Here is a 19,737-nt window from a genome sequence, read left to right as displayed (position 1 = left end):
ATGCTCAGCTGGCGGTCGAGGCGGGCCCCTCGGGCACGAGCCGCTGCAGCACCGGGACGAGTGCTCGGAAGGCGAGCGCGCGGTGGCTCAGCTCGTTCTTCTCCGCCGGTGACAGCTCCGCCGCCGTCCGCTGCTCACCGTCCGGGATGAACGCCGGGTCGTAGCCGAAGCCGTTCGTCCCGCTCGGCTCCGTCGCGAGGGCTCCGCGCCAGGTGCCGACGGCGACGTGCTCGAACGGCTCCGTCCCATCGATCCCCGGTGGCACCACGAGGGCGAGGTGGCAGGCGAACCAGGCGGCACGATGCTCCTCGTGCACGTCCCGCAGCTGATCGAGGAGGAGGGCGAGGTTCGCGGTCGAGTCGTGCTGCGAGCCGGCCCAACGCGCCGAGAAGATACCCGGCGATCCACCCAGGATCTCGACGCCGATGCCGGAGTCGTCGGCGAGCGCGATGGAGCCGGTGTGGGCGGCGGCGACCCGCGCCTTGATCAACGCGTTCTCGCTGAAGGTCGTGCCGTCCTCGACGGGCTCCGGGCCGTCGTAGGCGAGGACCGTGATCCCGGGGACGTCGCGGCTGACGAGCCGCTGGAACTCCTCGACCTTGTGCTGGTTGTGCGTCGCGAGGACGATCTCGACGCTCATCAGCGTCCGAGGGCCTCGAACTGGATGGCCTTGAGCGACGCAGCGCCACCGACGGCGAGGTCGAGCAGGGAGTCGAGCTCGCGACGGTCGAACGGGGCGCCCTCGGCCGTCCCCTGCACTTCGACGAACGATCCGCCGCCGGTGACGACGACGTTCATGTCGGTCTCGGCGCGCACGTCCTCGACGTAGGCGAGGTCGAGCATGGGCACACCGTCGATGATCCCGACCGAGACGGCCGAGACGCTGTCGGTGAGGGGCGACGCCTTCTGCGAGATGAACTTCTTGCCGCGCGCCCACTCGATCGCATCGGCGAGGGCGACGTAGGCGCCGGTGATCGCCGCCGTGCGGGTGCCACCGTCCGCCTGCAGGACGTCGCAGTCGATGACGATCGTGTTCTCGCCGAGGGCCTTGGTGTCGATCACGGCGCGGAGGCTCCGACCGATGAGTCGCGAGATCTCGTGGGTACGACCGCCGATCTTGCCCTTGACCGCTTCACGGTCCATCCGCTCGTTGGTGGAACGGGGCAGCATCGCGTACTCCGCGGTGACCCAGCCGCGACCCTTGCCGTTCAGCCAGCGCGGCACGCCGTTGGTGAACGAGGCCGTGCAGAGCACCTTCGTCCGGCCGAAGCTGATCAGTGCCGAACCCTCGGCCTGCTCGCTCCAGCCGCGCTCGATCGTGATGGGACGCAGCTGGTCGTTGGTGCGGCCGTCGGCGCGCGCGATGTCACTCATGGATGTGCTCCTCGAACTGGTGGGATGGAAGGTCGATGACGCCGGTCTGGACGAGCGAGACGGTGGAGATCTCCCGGCCCATCAGACGGTTGGCGAGGGCGATGAAGTCGTCGGCACTGCTCCCGGTCGCCTCGTACCGGTGGGTGGCAGGTTCGCTGCTGTCGCGCAGCAGGTCACGGGTGACGAGCACGCGGTAGACGTCGTTCGCGGTCTCGGTGTCGCTCGAGACGAGCGACACCTGCGGACCCATCACGTAGCTGATCGCGCCCTTGAGGAAGGGGTAGTGGGTGCATCCGAGGACGACGGTGTCGACGCCGGCGTGCCGGAGCGGGGCCAGGTACTCCTCCGCGGCCTCGAGGAGGTCGGGGCCGGTCGTGACGCCGGCCTCCACGAACTCCACGAACCGGGGGCAGGCCTGGCCGAACACCGTCAGCTCGGGATTGACCTCGAAGAGGTCCTGATACGCCCGCGAGTTGATCGTGCCCTCGGTCCCGATGACGCCGATGCGCCCGTTCCTCGTGCTCCGGACCGCGGTCCGCACAGCGGGCTGGATCACCTCGACCACGGGGACCGAGTAGCGTTCGCGGGCATCGCGGAGCATCGCCGCCGATGCGGTGTTGCAGGCGATCACCAGCATCTTCACGCCCTGGTCGACGAGCGAGTCGAGGACCTCGAGCGAGTAGCGCCGCACGTCGGCGATGGGCTTCGGGCCGTAGGGCGAGTGGGCCGTGTCGCCGATGTAGATCACGGACTCGGCGGGGAGCTGGTCGCTGACCGCTCTCGCCACCGTGAGTCCGCCGACGCCGGAGTCGAAGATGCCGATGGGTGCGTCGTTCACGATGACCCAGCCTACCGCCCCTGCCGATGGACGTCGCGGACCGACCGATCACCACGTTCCGAGCACGCTCGCGGCTAGGCTGAACGGGTGCACGAGTCCTCAGCTCTCCTCACCGACCGATACGAACTCACGATGCTGGACGCCGCCCTCCACCGCGGCACCGCGGATCGGGAGTGCCTGTTCGAGCTGTTCGCCAGACGCCTCTCCGGCGGCCGCCGCTACGGCGTCGTGGCCGGCACGGGCCGATTCCTCGAACTGCTCAAGCACTTCCGCTTCGGTGAATCGGAACTCGAGTGGCTGCGCGAGGAGGGCGTCGTCAGCACGACGGCGCTCGACTGGCTCGCCGACTACCGCTTCTCGGGATCGATCTGGGGCTACCGCGAGGGCGAGGTCTTCTTCCCCGGTTCGCCGATCCTGGTCGTGGAGGGCACGTTCGCCGAAGCCGTCATCCTCGAGACCCTGGCGCTCAGCGTGTTCAACTACGACAGCGCCGTCGCCACGGCCGCCGCGCGCATGACCTCAGCGGCGGGCAGCCGCCCCCTGGCCGAGATGGGCTCCCGTCGGACGGGCGAGCGGTCGGCCATCGCCGCGGCCCGGGCGGCGTACATCGCCGGCTTCAGCGCCACCTCGAACCTCGAGGCCGGACGCAGCTGGGGCATCCCGACGATGGGGACGGCCGCGCACTCCTTCACCCTCCTGCACGACTCCGAGGAGGACGCCTTCCGAGCCCAGATCGACACGATGGGCGCCGGGACCACGCTGCTCGTCGACACCTACGACATCGAGGAGGCCGTGCGACTCGGCGTACGCCTCGCCGGCCCGGAGCTGGGAGCCGTACGCATCGACTCCGGTGATCTGCCGATCGTCGTCGACCAGGTCCGCCGCCTCCTCGACGAGCTCGGCGCCACGTCGACCCGCATCACGGTCACCAACGACCTCGACGAGCACGCCGTCGCGGCCCTGGCCGCGTCCCCGGTCGACTCCTACGGCGTCGGCACCTCCGTGGTCACCGGCTCCGGCTCCCCCGCCATGGGCATGGTCTACAAGCTCGTCGCGCACCGCGACGACCAGGGCGACTGGATCAGCGTCGCGAAGAAGTCGGCTGAGAAGGCGACCGTCGGCGGCCGCAAGACCGCTGCCCGCGCCTACGACCGGCACGGGGTCGCCCGCGAGGAGCGCATCTACCTCGGCGACGGTCCTGCGGGCGAACACGAGGGTGCGGCCGACGCCGCCTCGGAACGCCCCCTGATGGTCCAGCTCGTCGAAGGCGGACTCGTGGACGAGCAGTACCTCGGCGCCGCGGGGACGCGCCAGGCGAGGGAACACCGGGCGCAGGCGGTGGCGGAACTGCCACCCCGGGCCGTCAGCCTCACCCGCGGCGACCCCGTGCTCCCGACCGTCTACCTCGAAGGCTGACCGCGACGACGCGTCTCAGCGTCGGCCGCGGTGCGCTCCGAGCGTCAGTCGCGGAGGAGCTTCTCGTAGATCTCCTTGCAGGCCGGGCAGATCGGGAACTTCTCGGGGTCGCGACCCGGCGTCCACTTCTTGCCGCAGAGCGCCTTCACCGGCTTGCCGCTCAACGCCGACTCGAGGATCTTCTCCTTCTTGACGTAGTGCGAGAACCGCTCGTGATCGCCGGGCTCGATGTTCTCGCTCTCGATCAGCTCCTCGAGCTCACGATCCATGATCGCCGTGCTCCCACCGTCGGGCGTGCCACCGGGATCGATCGTGCTCATCTGCTGCTTCGTGCTGTCATGCTGCGCCATGGCTCCATGGTACCGCCGGACGGCACCCGGGTCTCCTGCGGGCCGATCCGGTCGCCGACGTCGGGTCAGTGCGAGCTGGCGAAGCCGACGATCTCGGGGCTGCGACGGTCGAAGACGCGACCGCCGGCGAAGATCCCGATCGCGAGCACCAGGATGCCCGTACCCGCACCGACCGCGAGTGCCCCGAAGTTCCAGTTCGGCTCACCGGTGAGCCCGAGCACGGCCAGCCAGCCGGCGGGAATCGTGAGGAGCACCGTACCGAGCAGGCTCAGGAACTGTGCGGACATACCGCTGCTGCCCGGGACCTGCGGCTGCTGGAACGGGCTGTCGCCGGGAAGCGACGTCGGGTACGGGAACCGCGCGGACACGAAGCTCGCGATACCGGCACCGCTGAACAACAGGCACGTGCTCACGCCGATCATCGACGGCAGGGCGTCCCAGTCGCCGTAGAACAGGATGCTCAGCGTCGACCCGACCGCGATGAGCGGGATGCCGATGAGGAGCACCGGGAAGAGCCGGCCGATCCGATCCGATCGTCCGCGGACCCCCGAGGCGACGTGCAGCCAGACCGCGGTCGAATCGAAGGCGAGGTCGTTGTGCAGGAGCCAGCCGAGGAACCAGCACACGACCGGGAGTGGGACGAGTGCGAGGACGTTCATCGGGATGCCGGCGACGAGCATGGGCACGAAGAAGATGAAGGGCGCGATCGGGATGATCACGAGGGAGACGAGGTACCGCGGGTCGCGCAGCCAGTAGGTCATGCTCCGAGCGGCGATGGCTCCGGACGGGGAACCGGGGAGCAGGTCGAACCAGCCCAGACCGGTGCTGTCGCGGCCCGTCCCGAGGCGTTCCGGCGCCACGAGCAGTCGGGCGACGAACGCCTGCCAGGCGAACCAGAGCAGGGCGATGGTCGCCGCGGTGAGCAGCAGCTTGACGATCGCCGGCGCGATGCCACCGAGTGCGGCATCACCGGGGAACGACCAGACGGCGCCGAGCGGGGTCCAACTGAGGATGTCAGCGACCCGGCCGAGGACGGCGAACCCGTCGCGCTGCCAGTCCACGGTGGTGAGGGCGATGATCGCCGGGGCCACGGCGATGATGAGCACCAGCCCGAGGACACCCATGACCTCCTTGGCGCGACGCGTCGAGAGGAGGCTCGCGGAGATCGAGGTGGCGATCCGGGCCAGGAGCGCGCAGAGCAGCACGCCGAGGACCGCGGAGACCACGGCGAGGACGGCGGGCAGCGGCGACCGCGACCAGGTGACCACCGACGAGGCCGCGAGGACGGCGAGGACGAGCGACGGCACCGACACGAGCGCTGTCACGAGCAAGCCTGCGGACAGGGTGCGGTTGGGCAGCCCGAAGAGCGAGAACGCCCGAGGATCCAGCTGATCGTCGACGCCGAAGACGAGCGGAAGGATGATGAACCCCAGGACGACGGCCGATCCGGCCAGCACGAGCAGGTTGCGGGTGACCTCCGGATCGCCGCCGCGCAGCGCGACGAGACCGGTGCTCGCGAGCACGACGATCCACACGCCGACCGCGATCGCGAGGACGAGCCCGACCAGTCGCCAGGGGCTGCGGCGGAACGCGTTGAGCGTCAGCTGCAGTTTCAGTCGGAGAAGCTGTGCAACCATTCCATTCCCTCTGCCGACTTGCGGCCCCCGGCGAGCTCGACGAACCGCTCCTCGAGCGTGCCCGTTCCGCGCACCTCGTCGACGGACCCGGCGGCCAGCACCTTGCCCTGCACGATGATGGCCACGTGATCGCACACGCGCTGAATGAAGTCCATGCCGTGGCTCGAGAGCACGACGGTTCCGCCGTTGGCGACGTACCGCTGGAGGATCTCGATGACGTTCGCCGCGGAGACCGGGTCGACCGATTCGAACGGCTCGTCGAGGATGAGGAGACGCGGCGAATGGATGAGTGCGGCTGCCAGCGCGATCTTCTTCGTCATGCCCGCCGAGTAGTCGGAGACGAGACGACCGAGCGCGTCGTCGAGACCGAAGGCACGAGCCAGATCGGCGGTCCGCGACTTGACGGTCGCGGGGTCGAGCCCCCGCAGGACGCCGGAGTAGTACAGGAGCTGGCTGCCGGTCAGGCGGTCGAAGAGCCGCAGCCGGTCGGGCAGCACACCGATCGCCCGCTTGGCCTCGGCGGGATCCTGCCAGACGTCGACGCCCTGGACGGTGATCGACCCTGCGTCGGGACGGAGGAGACCCGTGACCATGGACAGCGTGGTGGTCTTGCCGGCGCCGTTGGGCCCGACGATGCCGTAGAAGGAGCCCCGGCGGACCTCGAGGTCGACGCCGTCGACCGCGACCGTGTCGCCGAACTGCTTGACGAGTCCCGAGATCGACAGGACGACGGGATGTGCGCCGTCGTCGGCAGCCTCGGTGCGCTGCGCCGTCGTCGCCGCAGGCGACGAGGTGGCGGCGGACGGCGGGGTCGCCGCGGGACGACCGACAGGACGCTTGGGGGCTGCCGCCGGAGCGACGACCTCCTCCTGCGGAGGCGCCACCGACACGGACTCCGACGGTGCCGGCGTCGTCTGCGGAGCCGTGTCGTCCGCAGCCTGCTCGGCGGTGGATGAAGCGCTCGCCGGGGTCGCGGTCTGCGTGTCGTCGGGCCGAGGCTCGTCGACGGCGATCCGGTCGGCGACCTCGGGGGACGGCTGCTCGGACGGCGCCGACGTCGTCGCCCGGTCGACCGATCCCGGTGCGCTGACCTCGTCGAGGACGCCGGCGACCGCGGCTGCCGTCTGTTCGGTCTGCTTCGCGGCGCTGGTGCGCGCCGGTGTGCGCTTGGCCGGCGTCCGGGCCGTCGTGGACTTCGTCGTCGAGGTCCGGGCGGTGGTCGTCTTGGCGCCTGCGGCCTTGGTCGCCGGCTTCGCGGCTGCGGGGCGCGCCGTCGTCGACCTGGGCGCCTTCGGGGCGGTGGTCGTCTCGGCCGACTCAGTGCCCTCCGCACCACCGGCTGCAGCAGCCGACTTCGCGGGCGTGCGCTTCGCGGCGGTGGTGCGCGCCGTCGTCGACTTGGTGCCCGTGGTCTTCGCCGTCGAGGTCCGAGCGGTCGTCGAGCGTGCCGTGGTCGCCTTCGGTGCTGGTGTGGTCGCGTCCCCGGACTCGCCCGAGGTCTCGCTCGCCGACGTGGTGCGGGTGCGGGGCGTGCTCGGCCGCTTCGCCGGGGCCTTCGCCGTTCCGGAAGCCCGAGGCGTCGTCGAGCGGGGTGCGCGCTTCGGTGCCGTCGGCGTCGCAGCGCCCTGATCGTCGGAAGCGGTCGTCGGCGCAGGTGCACCAGCGGCGTCGGCGGGGTTCGGCGTGCCCGGACTCGTCGACGTGCCGTCGGCAGGCGCGGGCTGCTGAGCGGGATCTGGCGGAGTCGTGGAAGTCACCAAGCAAACCTACCAACAGCGGCGGCCGCAGCGGACAGCGGAGTCTCAGGATGAACGGTTGACACATCTCCCCCAAGCTGTGTAAACGCCGGGTGGTCGATCACAAAACGACAACGGACCCTGGGAACCCCTGACAGACGGAGTTCACCGCGGCTAGCCTGTATTTTGGCATAACGGAGTGTCTTTCAATGCACGTCTTGGTTAATCCTCGGTGAATCGTCCACAGCATCGTGGCACCGCGTGATTCCATACCCACACTGAGGAGAACAACGTGACCACCCAGGTAGTGATCCTTGCCGCAGGGATGGGCAGCCGTCTCGGCCGCTCGCTCCCCAAGCCCCTGACCGAGCTCAGCGACGGCCGCACCATCATGCAGCAGCAGTTCGACAACATCCACCACGCGTTCGGAGCGAGCGCCAAGGTGACGATCGTCGTCGGCTACAAGCTCGAGCACATCATCGAGGCCTTCCCCGACGCCTCCTTCGTCTACAACGAGCAGTACGACCAGACCAACACCTCGAAGAGCCTCATGCGCGCCCTCGCGGCGTCTCAGGCCGGCGGCGTGCTCTGGATGAACGGCGACGTCGTCTTCGACCCGGCCGTCCTCGACCGCGCTGCCGCGATGATCGCCAAGGACCGTTCGTTCGTGACCGTCAACACCTCCAAGGTGTCCGACGAAGAGGTCAAGTACACGACGAGCGCCGAGGGCTACATCAAGGAGCTCTCGAAGACCGTCGTCGGCGGGCTCGGAGAGGCCGTGGGCATCAACTACATCTCGTCGCAGGACAAGACGATGCTGCACCGCTACCTGACCAAGGTCGGCGACCAGGACTACTTCGAGCGCGGCATCGAGCTCGCCATCGAGCGCGAAGGCATGCTCGTCGAGCCGGTCGACATCTCCGACCTCTACGCGGTCGAGGTCGACTTCGCCGAGGACCTCGAGCGCGCGAACCTCTTCGTCTGAGGGCCCCGTCCACATCGCACACGAACGCCGTCCCGACGCTGAGCGTCGCGGGCGGCGTTCCTGCGTCGCCTCGATAAGGTTGGTCCCGTGAGTTCTTCTGCTGAAACGCGGCCAAGGATGTCGCGTTCGGCGAGGTATCGCCACGCGCTCTGGATCCTGACCGTCCGAGACCTGCGTGTGCGCTACTCGACGAGCGCGCTCGGCTACGTGTGGTCCATCCTCGACCCCCTCGTCATGAGCGGGATCTACTGGTTCGTCTTCACGCAGGTGTTCCGGCGCGATGTCGGCGAGGAACCGTACATCGTGTTCCTCCTCGCCGCCCTGCTGCCATGGATGTGGTTCACCGGATCGGTGTCCGACAGCACGCGCGCCTTCCTGCGCGAGGCGAAGCTCGTGCGTTCGACGACGATCCCCCGGACCATCTGGGTGAACCGGATCGTGCTGTCGAAGGGCATCGAGTTCCTCGCGGCGCTCCCGGTCCTCGCAGCCTTCGCGATCTTCAGCGGCGCGCAGGTGAACCTCGACATCGTGCTGTTCCCGCTCGCCATCGTCATCCAAGCCGTCCTGACCATCGGGCTCTGCCTGATCGTCGCTCCGCTCGTCGTGTTCTTCCGCGATCTCGAGCGAGCCGTCAAGCTCATCCTGCGGTTCATGTTCTACGCGACGCCGATCATCTACAGCACGACGGCGCTGCCCGACAAGATCGAGCCCTTCGCGGCGTTCAACCCGCTCAGCGGCATCTTCGCGCTGTACCGTTCCGCGTTCTTCCCACAGGAGCTCAACTGGCACCTCGTGGGCGTGTCCGCCGCCATGTCGGCGGTCATCCTCGCGGTCGGTCTCCTCGTCTTCAAGCGCTGCGAGCGCTCCGTGCTGAAGGAGATCTGATGCCCACAGGTAACGCAACCGCCGGTCGGCCGGCGATCTCGGTCGCCGACGCAGGCATCCGGTTCCGGCGCAACCGTGGCGGTCGGCGGAGTTTCAAGGACCTCTTCGCCGGTCGCGACCGTCGCTCGAAGCCGGGCGAGTTCTGGCCCCTGCGCCACGTCTCCTTCGATGTCGCCCCCGGCGAGGCGATCGGCGTCGTCGGTCGGAACGGTCAAGGCAAGTCGACGCTGCTCAAGCTCGTCGCGGGCGTCGTCCTGCCCGACGAGGGCACCGTCGGTGTGCGCGAGGGCGTCGCGCCGCTCATCGAGATCACCGGCGGCTTCGTCAACGACCTGACGGTCCGCGACAACGTGTACCTGACGGCCGGCCTCCACGGCATGTCGCGCCGCGAGATCGACGGACGGTTCGACGACATCATCGCGTTCGCCGAGATCGCCGACTTCATCGACACCCCGTACAAGCACCTCTCGAGCGGGATGAAGGTCCGCATCGCCTTCGCGGTGATCGCGCAGCTCGAAGAGCCGATCATCCTCGTCGACGAGGTCCTCGCCGTCGGCGACCGGGCGTTCCGCGAGAAGTGCTACCGGCGCATCGAGGAACTCCTCGAGGGCGGGCGGACCCTGTTCTTCGTCTCGCACAACGAGAAGGACCTCAGGCGGTTCTGCACGAGGGGGCTCTACCTCGACAAGGGGGCGCTCGTACTCGACGCCCCGATCGACGACGTGCTCGACCGCTACAACGCCGACTACAACAGCTGAAGCCCGCCAGCAAGCGTCAGTCGACCCGCAGCGGGTCGACGTAGACTGGCCGCCCCGCCCACGAGGAGGTCGTCATGACCGGACCGCAGCAGGGACCCGTTCCGGGTCCCGCCCAGTTCCCCACCGCCGCAGCACAGCAGCCCATGCTGCCCGAGCCGGGATGGGTGCGGGCGCTCGACCGACTGCTCTGGGTCCAGCGACCGGTGGTCGTGGCGCACATCCGGTCGATCCGGCGGATGTACCCGAACGCGACGGCCGACCAGCTCATCCGCGTCCTGGAGCGCCGGTACCTCACGACGGTGACGACGACGGGAGCCGCCGTCGGCGCGACCGCTGTGGTCCCGGCGATCGGGACGGCGACGACCCTTGCGCTCTCCGGTGTCGAGACGGCGGGGTTCCTCGAGGCGACCGCCCTGTTCGCCCAGTCGGTCACCGAGGTCCACGGCATCGCCCTGGCGGATCCGATGCGATCCCGCGCGCTCGTCATGACCATGATGCTCGGCAAGGCCGGAACCGACCTCCTGCGCAACTTCGGATCCCAGGCGGCCGGCAAGGGAGTCCCGCGGCAGGCGTTCTGGGGCCAGACGATCACCCAGGGTCTGCCGTCGATGATCGTGGGTCCCGTCGCCGACCAGCTGCGGGTGCGCTTCGTGAAGCACTTCGCGGCGAGCGGCAGCGCCGGTGTCATCGGCAAGGCGCTCCCCTTCGGCGTCGGAGCGGCCGTCGGCGGTATCGGCAACCACATGCTCGGCCGACAGGTCGTCCGTGCCGCGCGCCAGGCGTTCGGACCGGCGCCGTTCGTCGTCCCACTCGACCTCGAGCCGCGGATGCGGGCCGTCTCCGGCCGGTCGGGCCTCGGGAAGATCCGCGACCAGGTGTTCCGACGCCGGAAGCACCTGGCCATCGAGTCAGGCGGCGATGCGGCCGTCGGCGACGGGTCCGAGCAGCGCCCCTGACCACCCGAGGCGAGCTCCGGATCACTCCCGACCGGGCCGCCCGGGATGCGGCATCCCTCCAGGTCCATCGCGTACCGTCGGAGGGTGAGACTTCCCTTCCTGCGCCGCCCCCAGAAGCCGTTCCCGGAAGGTCGCCACTTCGCGGTGACCTGGGGCCTGTCGGACGACTTCGGCGGCATGACCGAGGCGATGCTCCAGCGCTCCCGCGCGTTCATCAGACTGGCCGACACCCCGGTCGACGTCCTCACCTTCGACCACCGACCGGACTACCCCGAGTTGGCGTCACGGCTGCGCACGCGCGGAGACCTGATCGACGGACTCCGGGTCGTCAACCTCTGGGACTGGCTGCGTGACAACCCTCTGCCGGGTGGGTCCCTCGACCTGGCGCGCCACGGGTTCACCCCGCTCCCCCTGGACGACGTCGGCACGGAACGACGCCGCGGTGACGCCGTCCTCAGCCGCGAGCGACACGACGACGCGGGTCAGATCCTGCAGGTGGACGTCTACCGACCGGACGGCACCCTGCTCCTGTCCGACCGCCGCGACACGCGTGAACGGGGCGTGAAGGGCGGCCGCTCGGTCGTCCTCTGCGACGAGCAGGGTCGTCCCGTCCGCTCCTGGGGACGCATCTGGTCCCTGTACCGCGCCTGGTTCGACGCGCTCACCGCGGGCGGGCCGGCCTGGATGATCGTCGACAGCAAGACCATCGCCCCGTTCGTCCTGAGCTACCGGAAGCGCAATGTCGTCACCGCGCACGTCGTGCACGCCTCGCACCTCCAGGGCACGGAACGGCCACACGGTCGGCTGCGGGAGTCGCGGCGAGCGGTGTTCGAGGCGCTCGACGACTTCGACCTCGTCGCGCTCCTCAGTGATCGGCAGCTCGCGGACGTGACGACCATGCTCGGCGAGCACGCCTCGCTCAGTGTCATCCCGAACTCGCGCGAACTCGTCGCCCCGGAGGTCGCACGCGCTCCTCGGCCTCGCAGCCGCGGGATGTTCCTCGGCTCGCTCACGGCCCGGAAGCGGCCGGCGCACGCGATCCGCGCCGTCCTCGCCGCCACGTCCACGGACGGGCCTCCCCCGACGCTCGACGTCTACGGCGGCGGCGAGCTGCTCGACGAACTGCAGTCGCTCCTCATCGCCGAAGACCCGGAGCACCGCGTCGTCCTCCACGGCTACGACCGCTCCGCCCGGCAGCAGCTCGGCTCGGGTTCGTTCCTCGTCATGACCTCGACCTCGGAGGGCTTCCCGCTCGTGCTCATCGAGGCGATGGCAGCCGGGTGTCTTCCCATCGTGGTCGACGTCCCCTACGGACCGGCCGACATCGTCCGCGACGGTTGGAACGGGTTCCTCGTGCCGTCCGCGGAACCGGCCGTCGTGTCGGCCGCCATCGAGCGCCTGCTCGCCCTTCCTGAAACCGAGGTCGACGCGATGCGTCGCAACGCCAGAACGACCGCGGAGCAGTACGACGACGAAGCCGTCACCCGTCGGTGGGCTCAGGAGTTGCACGCGGCCGCTCGTCGGAAGAAGCGGAACGCGCTCGTCCCTCGCGTCGGCTGAGCATCCGGGAGCGCACCGCCGCGACCCCCGTCTGCACCCCTCGGCCGACGCGGCGCGCCAGGCCGTGGGACGGACGCTCGACGAGCTGGAAGAACCCGGCGGCGATCAGCAGGCTGAGTGGCACGCCCACGATGCCGACCAGCCACCAGCGCTCATCGCCGAACATGAAGGCGAGCGTGGCCAGGATCGGGGCGTGCACGAGGTACAGGCTGAACGACACCTTGCCGAGCCAGAGGACGGGCGGGGTCTCGAGGAGCCGCCGGGCGAACGGGCTTCCGATGGCGACGACGATGAGACCGGCCGCTCCCACGCCCGACAGACCCCAGAGCGCCTGACCCAGCGTGGAGGAGGACTCGACGAACGGTCGGGAGAGCCAGCTCGCGACGAGCAGGAGTGCGGAGCCGCCCGTGAGCATCGCCCACTGCAGGGGGCTGGACCGATCCGCCGCCCAGGCGCGGAGGTCGTCGAGCCGGACGGCGATCAGCGTACCGATGAAGAACGCCGGCAGGTACACGGCGGCGTCCAGTCCCGCGACCCGTCCGAGCACCATGATCACGGACATCAACGCAGCGACCGGCCACGCCCAGCGGCGCAGCAACCGAGCGAGCAGGACGGCGATCGGAAGGAGGAGCGTGAAGATCAGCTCCCAGCGCAGCGACCACAGGGTGTTCACCAGGGTGTAGCTCGCCGGTGTCAGGGTGGCCTCCGTCAGGAGGTGCAGCGGGTCGACGCTCGTCGCGTTCGCGTTCGCGATCCACTCACCGGTGGTCACCGAGGCGGGATCCCTCGGGATGAGCAGGATGAGTGCGGCGGCGAACAGCAGCGATCCCCACACGGGGAGGTAGAGCCGCACGAACCGCGCGGCGAAGAACCCCGGCCAGCTCGCGCCGCCTCGCAACAGCGGGAGCGCGACGACGAGACCACTCAGGACGAAGAACACCTGCACCGCCTCGGTGCCGGCGAAGAGCAGCTTCAATGGTGTCTCGGTCGCGATGTCCCAGGCGGGCTCCGAGATCCGGCCCGTCGCGAAGGGTCGTGCGAGCAACGACACGTGGTAGAGCACCACGACGACGCTGGCGACACCACGGACTCCGTCGAGGGAGGCCAGTCGCCCGGAGGACGGATTCACCTGCCCGACCCTACGCGGTTCTCCTGGGCGCGGACTCAACGGCTCAGGGCGCCTCAGGCGCGTCCTTCGTCGTCGTCATCCTCGTCTTCGTCCTCATCGTCCTCATGCTCGTCGAGCTCCGGCCGGCCATCGGCGTGCGCGAGGGCGAACCGTTCCCATTCCGACATCAGATGCTCGATGGCGCTGTGGAACCTCGCCGTCGTCACCCCGGGCGTCGTGTCGCCGAAGTAGTACTCGACCCAGTGCTGCAGTCGCGCGACCGTCTCGGGATCACCGAGGAGTCGGTCGACTCCGTCGACGATGTCCGCTGCGTCCGAGGCATCGAGCCATTCACACGACGAGAGGTACCCTCCGGTGTCGATCTCCGCCTCCGGGTTCACGGGACGGGTGATCATGAGCGGCTTCCCGCTCGCGAGGCGGTCGTAGACCATCGCGGAGATGTCGACGATCGCCGCGTCCGCTGCCGCCAGCTGCCAACCGAGGTCGGCACCCGTGTCGACGACGTGTTGGGCCGAGGCGTCCGCTCGGTTCGCCTCCTGGAGCGCGGCCATGATCTCGCGGTTCGCGCTCGCGTACGCCGGATCGACGACACCGCTCCTCGGGTGCGGGCGGTACACGACGCGGTGCCGCCCGGTCGCGATGAGCGCTCGGACGAGGGCCACGCCGTGGCTCGCGATCGAGCCGTATGCCGCGGCCGCGCGGTCGCCCTCCCAGGTGGGCGCGTACAGGACCACGGTCCGCTCGTCGGGCGTGTACGGCAGTTCGCCCGAGTAGTGGTCCGCCTGCGGGCGGCCGATCATGATCGCGCGCTTGTCGAAGTCGTAGTCCCAGAGCACCCGCTCCAGCCGGTTCCTCGCCGCTTGGCCGGCGATGAGGCTGTAGTCGTAGGCCTTGAACTGGTTCGTGGTCATGTACATCTTGTCGCTCTCGCCATGGTTGACGAAGACGTGCCAGCGGGAGCCGTACCGGAACATCTGGAAGTTCTTGGCGTTCTGGTTGACGTACAGCACGACGCGGATGTCCTGTTCGGCCAGCGTGCGCTCGAGGGCGACGACCGTCCGGACGTAGGCCGTCGGGATCGGCGACTCCTCGAACAGCTTCGCCGCAGCCGTCGCACCGCGACTGAGGATGAGGACGGGCCACTGCTTCGACAGTTCGGCGAGCGGCCGGTACCACTGTCGGATCTGGTACATGTTGACGGCACCGTCCGCGAAGTACACGGCCACCTTGTAGCGCCCCGGCTCGATCACGGGAGCCGCCTGCATCTGCGCCGCGAGGACGGCTCTGGCCCGGCGGTTGGCGAGCAGGTCCTTGGCGAGCGTGATGGCACGACGACCGTCTCTGATCAGTCCCATGTCAGCTCCAGCATCCGTCAAGCGTAACGACGCCAGGTCACGGTGGGATCACGACGGGCCCCCGCCACTCAGATGACCGGAGGTCGCCCTGCGCGCGTCATCCGCCAGACCGTCCGCCAGCGCAGTGGACGACGTTCGCCGGGGTCCGTCCGCCACCCCTCGCGCCAGCCACCGAACCAGGGACGGAGGGCCTCCGGCTTCCGCCACCACCGGATCACCTGGATCGCGGTCCAGGAGCCCACGTACAGCGGGATGAGCGGCACCGGGAGGTTCCGCCGCGCGAGCCAGACCCGGTTCCGCGCGTTGAGCCGGTAGTAGGCGGTGTGCCTCGTCGGTTCGGTCACGGGGTGGTTCGCTTCGAGGGACGCCTCGTACCAGGCTCGCCTCCCCTGGTCCCAGACCCGCCAGGCGAGCTCGATGCCCTCATGCGCGTAGAAGAACGGATCTGCCCATCCACCGACGGCGTCGAACACCGACCGCGGCAACAGGACGGCCGCTTCGAGGCAGGAGAACACGGCGCTCGAATGCCCGGGGTCCTTGTCGCGGGTGCGCGGCACCCAGCGGGACGGCGTCGCTGCACCGTCCGCGTCGGCGAGCCGGGGCTGGATGAGGCCGATGGAGCGGTCCGCGTCGAGCATCGCGATGGCGTCGCGGAGGAACGTGGTGGACGGGATGGTCGCGTCGTCGTCGAGGAAGAAGACGAACTCCCCCTGCACGGCGTCGGCACCACGGTTGCGGCCGGCCGGGATCCCGAGGTTCTCCGACAGGGCCAGGCCTCGAGCGCCGTCCGGAAGTCCGGTCGGCTGCCAGCCGTTGCCGACCACGACCACGTCGAGCTCCACCGCTTGCTGGGCGAGCACGCTCTCCACGGCTGCGGTGAGTTCGACCGGGCGGGTCCCCTGCGTCAAGACCACGACGCCGACGGAGCGCGTGACCGGGATCGGGCCGGACATCACGCGTGGAGCCGCTTCGACGAGACGATCGCGATGAAATGCCCGACGAGCGTCAGGAACGCGAGCGGAACGAGGATCGCGAGCACCCAGCGCATCGCCTCGACGTCGCCGACGAACAGGCCGACCACGGAAGCGGCGAAGATCACCATGGTGAGCTCGACCGAGTGGAACAGCCGGTGGAACGGGAGGAACCGCGCCACCGTCCGCGCCGTAGCGAGCAGTCCCCCGCGCGGCGCCGACTCCTCGGTCGAGTAGGTGAGTTTCGGCGCCCCGAACCCGGCGCGGGCGACCCGCACCATGTCGTTCAGCGCCTTGTTGAGGACGACGAACAGCGCGAGTGCGAATCCGAGGGTGATCCAGACGAGGTCTTCGGGCGCATCGACCGGCCACGCGGCGGCACGGATGCCGAGGGCGATCGCGATGAGCGACTCGGTGGAGTAGTGGCCGACGGAGTCCAGGAACGCACCGGCCGGACTCGACGTCCGCCGCCAGCGCGCGACCTCACCGTCGCAGCAGTCGACGAGCATCTGCGTCTGGCCGAGCACGAGCGCGAGGGCCGCGCCCCCGAATCCGGGGATGAGGAGCGCGGCGGCCGTGGCCCAGCCGGTCAGGATCATCAGACCCGTCACGCCGTTCGCGCTGATGCTCGTGCGCAGCAGCAACCACGTGACGTACGGCGACAGGTCTCGCAGGTAGAGGTCGGCCGTCCAGTGCTCGGCGTTCTTCCGCGCGCGGACCTCCGGCGGTTGCGCCACGGCACGGAGCTCGGCGATCGTCCGCGGGGGCGTGAGCCTCGGACCGGTTCCGGCCGTGCTGGGATCCGACATCTAGACCGCCTTCGGTGGATTGCGCAGCGCGGAGATGCCCTTCGCGAGCGAGCCGTAGCCGAGCACGAACCCCGTGCCCCAGCAGAAGTGGATGCACGGCAGGACGGCGAGCATCCAGAGGCTCGTGCGTACCCCGTCCCGCCCGGTGACGACGATGCTCGCGAGCAGCACGATGGCCGCATAGGCGATGGGGGCCGCGAACCCGAGGAGCAGCCACGGCGTCGCCCCCGCACCCAGCTGGACCAGGCCTCCGAGCCCGAGCAGCGTGCCGAGCACGATACCGAGCACCAGGACCGGCGGCGCGAAGTAACGGAGCGTGCCGCGGGTGGGGAAGCTCCGGCTGAGCTCGCCGCGCCAGAGTCCGGTGGAGAAGAACTGCCGCGCCAGGGCGCGCATGCTCGCACGCGGGCGGTAGACGACGCGCAACGCGGGCGTGAACCAGACGAGGCCGCCGGCCTGCTTGATCCGGCGGTTGAGCTCCCAGTCCTGTCCGCGTTTGATGCGCTCGTCGAACATGCCCACCCGCATGAGCATCTCGCGGTCGAAGACCCCGAGGTAGACCGTGTCTGCCGGCCCCTCTCGACCGCCGACGTGGTGGGGCGTGCCACCGAGCCCGACGCGCGAGCCGTACGCCCGCGCCACCGCCGTCTCGAAGCTCGTGCGCCCCTGGGCGTCCATGATGCCGCCCACGTTCTGCGCCCCCGTGCGGAGCATGGTCTCGACCGCGAGTCGCGCGTAGTCGTCGGGCAGCTCCGAGTGGGCGTCGACCCGGATGACGATCGGATGCGTCGACGCGGCGATCGCCAGGTTGAGTCCGGCCGGGGTCGACCCGACGCGGTTCTCCAGCACGTGGATGCGCGGGTCGGCCGCCTGGAGCTCTCGGACGAGCTCGGTCGTGCCGTCGATGCTCGGCCCGACGGCGATCGTGATCTCCACGTCGCCGGCGTAGTCCTGCGCCAGGAGGCTGTCGACGGCTGCCCGGACGTGGCGGACGTCGTTCAACACCGGCATCACGTAGGAGACTCCGGGCGACGACGGTGCGTCGGCCTGGCCTGTGTCGTTCGACATGGGGGTTCACTCCGTGTTTCGTTCGATCGAGCCTAGCAGCCGGTCGTCGGGGTGGCCCGGACGCGGAGGACGCCCGCACGGTGGCCGTGCGGGCGTCCTCCGGGGCCTGACGCCCCGGGTGTCAGAGCGCGAGCTCGCCGAGCGTGACCTCGGCGGTCTGCGAGTCGTTGCCGCGGGTGAAGGTGAGCTTCGCCGTCGCCCCCGCCGCGAGCGCTCGCACCTGCGCGGTGAGGTCGTTCGCACCCGTGACCGGGACGCCGTTGAACTCGGTGACGATGTCCCCGGACTTCAGACCCGCGGCCTGCGCGGCGCCGTTGTCGGTGACCTTGTCGATGAGCGCGCCGGCGACCGTGCTCTTGGCGTCGCTCGAGGCGTCCTTCACGGTCGCGCCGAGCAGGCCGTGGGTCGCCTTGCCCGTCTTGATGATCTCGTCAGAGACGCGCTTGGCGATGTTCGCCGGGATGGCGAAGCCGACACCGATGCTGCCGCTCTGCGACGACGAGTCGGTGCTTCCGGCGCTCGCGATCGCGACGTTGACCCCGATGAGCTTGCCGGTGCCGTCGACGAGCGCGCCACCCGAGTTGCCGGGGTTGATCGCCGCGTCGGTCTGGATGACCGCGATGGAGATCGAGGAGGTCGGCGCGGTCGGGGTGGTCTGCCCCGGCACGTCGAAGTTCCACGGGCTCTGGTTGTCGCCGTTCGAGTCGCCGGACCCGCCGTCGTCGCTCGATCCGGAGTCCGGAACGGCGGAGGAGGCGACGGTGATGCTCCGGTTGAGGGCGCTGACGATGCCGTCGGTGACGGTCCCCGCCAGTCCGAGCGGCGCACCGATCGCGACGGCCGTCTCGCCGACGTTGAGCTTGTCGGAGTTCGCGAACTCCATCGGGCTGAGACCCGAGGCGTCCTCGAGCTTGATGACCGCGAGGTCGTAGATCGGGTCCGTGCCGACGATCTTGGCGTTGTACAGCTTGCCGTTCGCATCGGTGACCCGGATGGTCGGGTCGGCGACCTGGCCGTCCAGGGTGACCACGTGCGTGTTCGTCAGGACGTAACCGTCCTTGCTGAGGATGATCCCCGAACCGGTACCGGCGCTCTGCCCGCCCTGGACCGAGAGGGTCACGACGCTCGGCCCGGCCGTCGCGGCGATGGCCGTGGTCAGGCTCACGTCGGCGTCGTCGTTGATGGTGAACGCCTTCGAGCCAGCCTCGTTGCTCGAGACACTCGACTTCGTCGCGTTCGTGACCCAGAGCGTCGCCCCGGCGCCGGACGCTCCTCCGATGAGGGCGCCGACGGCGAGCATCGCGACCATGCCCGCGAGCGGGCGGTTGGTCTTCTTCGTCCGCGCTGCCGGTGGCGTCGGGACGCCGGGGTGCTGCCCGGTCGGCTGCTGGGCGTACGGGGACGCACCGTAGGGACCGTGCTGCTGACCGGGCTGCGGCTGGGCCGTGGGCTGCTGGCCGGTGGGCTGCTGGTACGCGGCGTACGGGTTCGGCTGCTGCTGACGGGAGAAGGCTGCGGACGGGTGCTGCGGCGCCTGCTGGTACGGCGAGCCCTGCTGGGCCGCGCCGTACGGCTGCTGCGTCGGCTGACCAGCGGGCGGTGCGGACCGGTGGCATCGCGGTCGGGGGCGGGAAGTACGCTCCTGAGGTCGACGGCCGTGCCTCGCCCGCGGGAGGCACTGTGCCGCCCGCCTGCTCAGCGGGTGCGGACTGCGGCGCGGTCTCACCGTTCGGGGTGGACTGGGGGTGTTCGGCGGGCTGCTGTCCGTCTGCGGTGTCGGTCATGGCGATTCTGCTCCTTCCAAGCGCAGTCAGCTTCCCGTGCTGAGCTGAGTGTTTCATTCGCGCCCGCTGTGCGCCGGCTAGGGCTTCGCCGCAAGGACCTGCGCACGGTGTCCTAGATTGGGAGCG

General features: G+C 69.7%; 18 protein-coding genes. 6 read left to right on the top strand and 12 right to left on the bottom strand.

Annotation, left to right across the window (positions count from 1 at the left end; all coding sequences use genetic code 11):
- Positions 1–4: 4 nt before the first annotated feature.
- The 3 genes from rdgB to murI are packed head-to-tail and all read right to left on the bottom strand — an operon-like array spanning position 5 to position 2,212.
- Complete coding sequence (rdgB, locus tag AC5JOC_RS17550) at positions 5–640, bottom strand: RdgB/HAM1 family non-canonical purine NTP pyrophosphatase (RefSeq protein WP_192005206.1); 636 nt, start codon at positions 638–640, stop codon at positions 5–7.
- Positions 640–1,374 carry a ribonuclease PH gene (rph, locus tag AC5JOC_RS17545; RefSeq protein WP_064296204.1) on the bottom strand — a complete coding sequence of 245 codons (735 nt, stop codon included), beginning with the start codon at positions 1,372–1,374 and terminating at the stop codon, positions 640–642. The genes rdgB and rph overlap by 1 nt, the downstream gene beginning before the upstream one ends.
- Positions 1,367–2,212 carry a glutamate racemase gene (gene murI / locus AC5JOC_RS17540; protein ID WP_071260977.1) on the bottom strand — a complete coding sequence of 282 codons (846 nt, stop codon included), beginning with the start codon at positions 2,210–2,212 and terminating at the stop codon, positions 1,367–1,369. Before murI ends, rph begins: the two co-directional genes overlap by 8 nt.
- 87 nt (positions 2,213–2,299) lie before the next feature.
- On the opposite strand from murI, the gene AC5JOC_RS17535 reads away from it, so the two are divergent.
- Positions 2,300–3,628: a nicotinate phosphoribosyltransferase gene (locus tag AC5JOC_RS17535; protein ID WP_191940813.1), complete on the top strand. Its 1,329-nt coding sequence runs from the start codon at positions 2,300–2,302 to the stop codon at positions 3,626–3,628.
- Between the two features lie 44 nt (positions 3,629–3,672).
- Here AC5JOC_RS17535 and AC5JOC_RS17530 read toward each other — a convergent pair whose 3' ends face one another.
- The 3 genes from AC5JOC_RS17530 to AC5JOC_RS17520 form a co-directional block, all read right to left on the bottom strand.
- A complete protein-coding gene (locus AC5JOC_RS17530) occupies positions 3,673–3,948 on the bottom strand; it encodes a DUF3039 domain-containing protein (protein ID WP_064296346.1) in 276 nt (91 codons plus the stop codon).
- A gap of 95 nt (positions 3,949–4,043) precedes the next feature.
- Positions 4,044–5,615 (bottom strand): hypothetical protein, encoded by a 1,572-nt coding sequence (locus AC5JOC_RS17525; protein ID WP_159878286.1) that lies wholly within the window; start codon positions 5,613–5,615, stop codon positions 4,044–4,046.
- Positions 5,591–7,372, bottom strand: coding sequence for an ABC transporter ATP-binding protein (locus tag AC5JOC_RS17520; RefSeq protein ID WP_494246925.1), 1,782 nt, complete (start codon positions 7,370–7,372; stop codon positions 5,591–5,593). The genes AC5JOC_RS17525 and AC5JOC_RS17520 overlap by 25 nt, the downstream gene beginning before the upstream one ends.
- Positions 7,373–7,643: 271 nt before the next feature.
- Here AC5JOC_RS17520 and AC5JOC_RS17515 point away from each other — a divergent pair, with 271 nt between their 5' ends.
- From AC5JOC_RS17515 to AC5JOC_RS17495, 5 genes are all read left to right on the top strand, one after another.
- Positions 7,644–8,336, top strand: a complete 693-nt coding sequence (locus tag AC5JOC_RS17515; RefSeq protein WP_064296200.1) for a phosphocholine cytidylyltransferase family protein — start codon at positions 7,644–7,646, stop codon at positions 8,334–8,336.
- A gap of 117 nt (positions 8,337–8,453) precedes the next feature.
- The gene (locus AC5JOC_RS17510; protein WP_079705574.1) at positions 8,454–9,221 is read left to right on the top strand and encodes an ABC transporter permease; all 768 of its coding nucleotides are present in this window, start codon (positions 8,454–8,456) and stop codon (positions 9,219–9,221) included.
- Complete coding sequence (locus AC5JOC_RS17505; RefSeq protein WP_079705573.1) at positions 9,221–9,979, top strand: ABC transporter ATP-binding protein; 759 nt, start codon at positions 9,221–9,223, stop codon at positions 9,977–9,979. Before AC5JOC_RS17510 ends, AC5JOC_RS17505 begins: the two co-directional genes overlap by 1 nt.
- Positions 9,980–10,053: 74 nt before the next feature.
- Entirely contained in the window at positions 10,054–10,935 is an 882-nt protein-coding gene (locus tag AC5JOC_RS17500) for a hypothetical protein (RefSeq protein WP_124769034.1), read from the top strand.
- Positions 10,936–11,019: 84 nt separating this feature from the next.
- A complete protein-coding gene (locus AC5JOC_RS17495; protein WP_494246924.1) occupies positions 11,020–12,495 on the top strand; it encodes a glycosyltransferase in 1,476 nt (491 codons plus the stop codon).
- Here the strand turns inward: AC5JOC_RS17495 and AC5JOC_RS17490 are convergent.
- From AC5JOC_RS17490 to AC5JOC_RS17465, 6 genes are all read right to left on the bottom strand, one after another.
- Entirely contained in the window at positions 12,416–13,624 is a 1,209-nt protein-coding gene (locus tag AC5JOC_RS17490) for an acyltransferase family protein (RefSeq protein WP_124769032.1), read from the bottom strand. The two genes, AC5JOC_RS17495 and AC5JOC_RS17490, sit on opposite strands and share 80 nt — an antisense overlap.
- A 53-nt stretch (positions 13,625–13,677) precedes the next feature.
- Positions 13,678–14,979, bottom strand: coding sequence for a CDP-glycerol glycerophosphotransferase family protein (locus tag AC5JOC_RS17485; protein ID WP_079705569.1), 1,302 nt, complete (start codon positions 14,977–14,979; stop codon positions 13,678–13,680).
- A gap of 68 nt (positions 14,980–15,047) precedes the next feature.
- Positions 15,048–15,932, bottom strand: a complete 885-nt coding sequence (locus AC5JOC_RS17480; RefSeq protein WP_494246923.1) for a glycosyltransferase family 2 protein — start codon at positions 15,930–15,932, stop codon at positions 15,048–15,050.
- Positions 15,932–16,759 (bottom strand): CDP-alcohol phosphatidyltransferase family protein, encoded by an 828-nt coding sequence (locus AC5JOC_RS17475; RefSeq protein WP_079705567.1) that lies wholly within the window; start codon positions 16,757–16,759, stop codon positions 15,932–15,934. The genes AC5JOC_RS17480 and AC5JOC_RS17475 overlap by 1 nt, the downstream gene beginning before the upstream one ends.
- On the bottom strand, positions 16,760–17,827 hold the full coding sequence (locus tag AC5JOC_RS17470) for a glycosyltransferase family 2 protein (protein WP_079705566.1): 1,068 nt from the start codon (positions 17,825–17,827) through the stop codon (positions 16,760–16,762).
- Between the two features lie 121 nt (positions 17,828–17,948).
- Positions 17,949–19,553: a S1C family serine protease gene (locus AC5JOC_RS17465; RefSeq protein ID WP_494246922.1), complete on the bottom strand. Its 1,605-nt coding sequence runs from the start codon at positions 19,551–19,553 to the stop codon at positions 17,949–17,951.
- Positions 19,554–19,737 lie beyond the last annotated feature (184 nt).

This window comes from Plantibacter sp., from assembly GCF_059073635.1.
The sequence above is the reverse complement of the archived record's forward strand: the minus strand, read 5'-3'. Positions and strand labels throughout refer to the sequence as shown.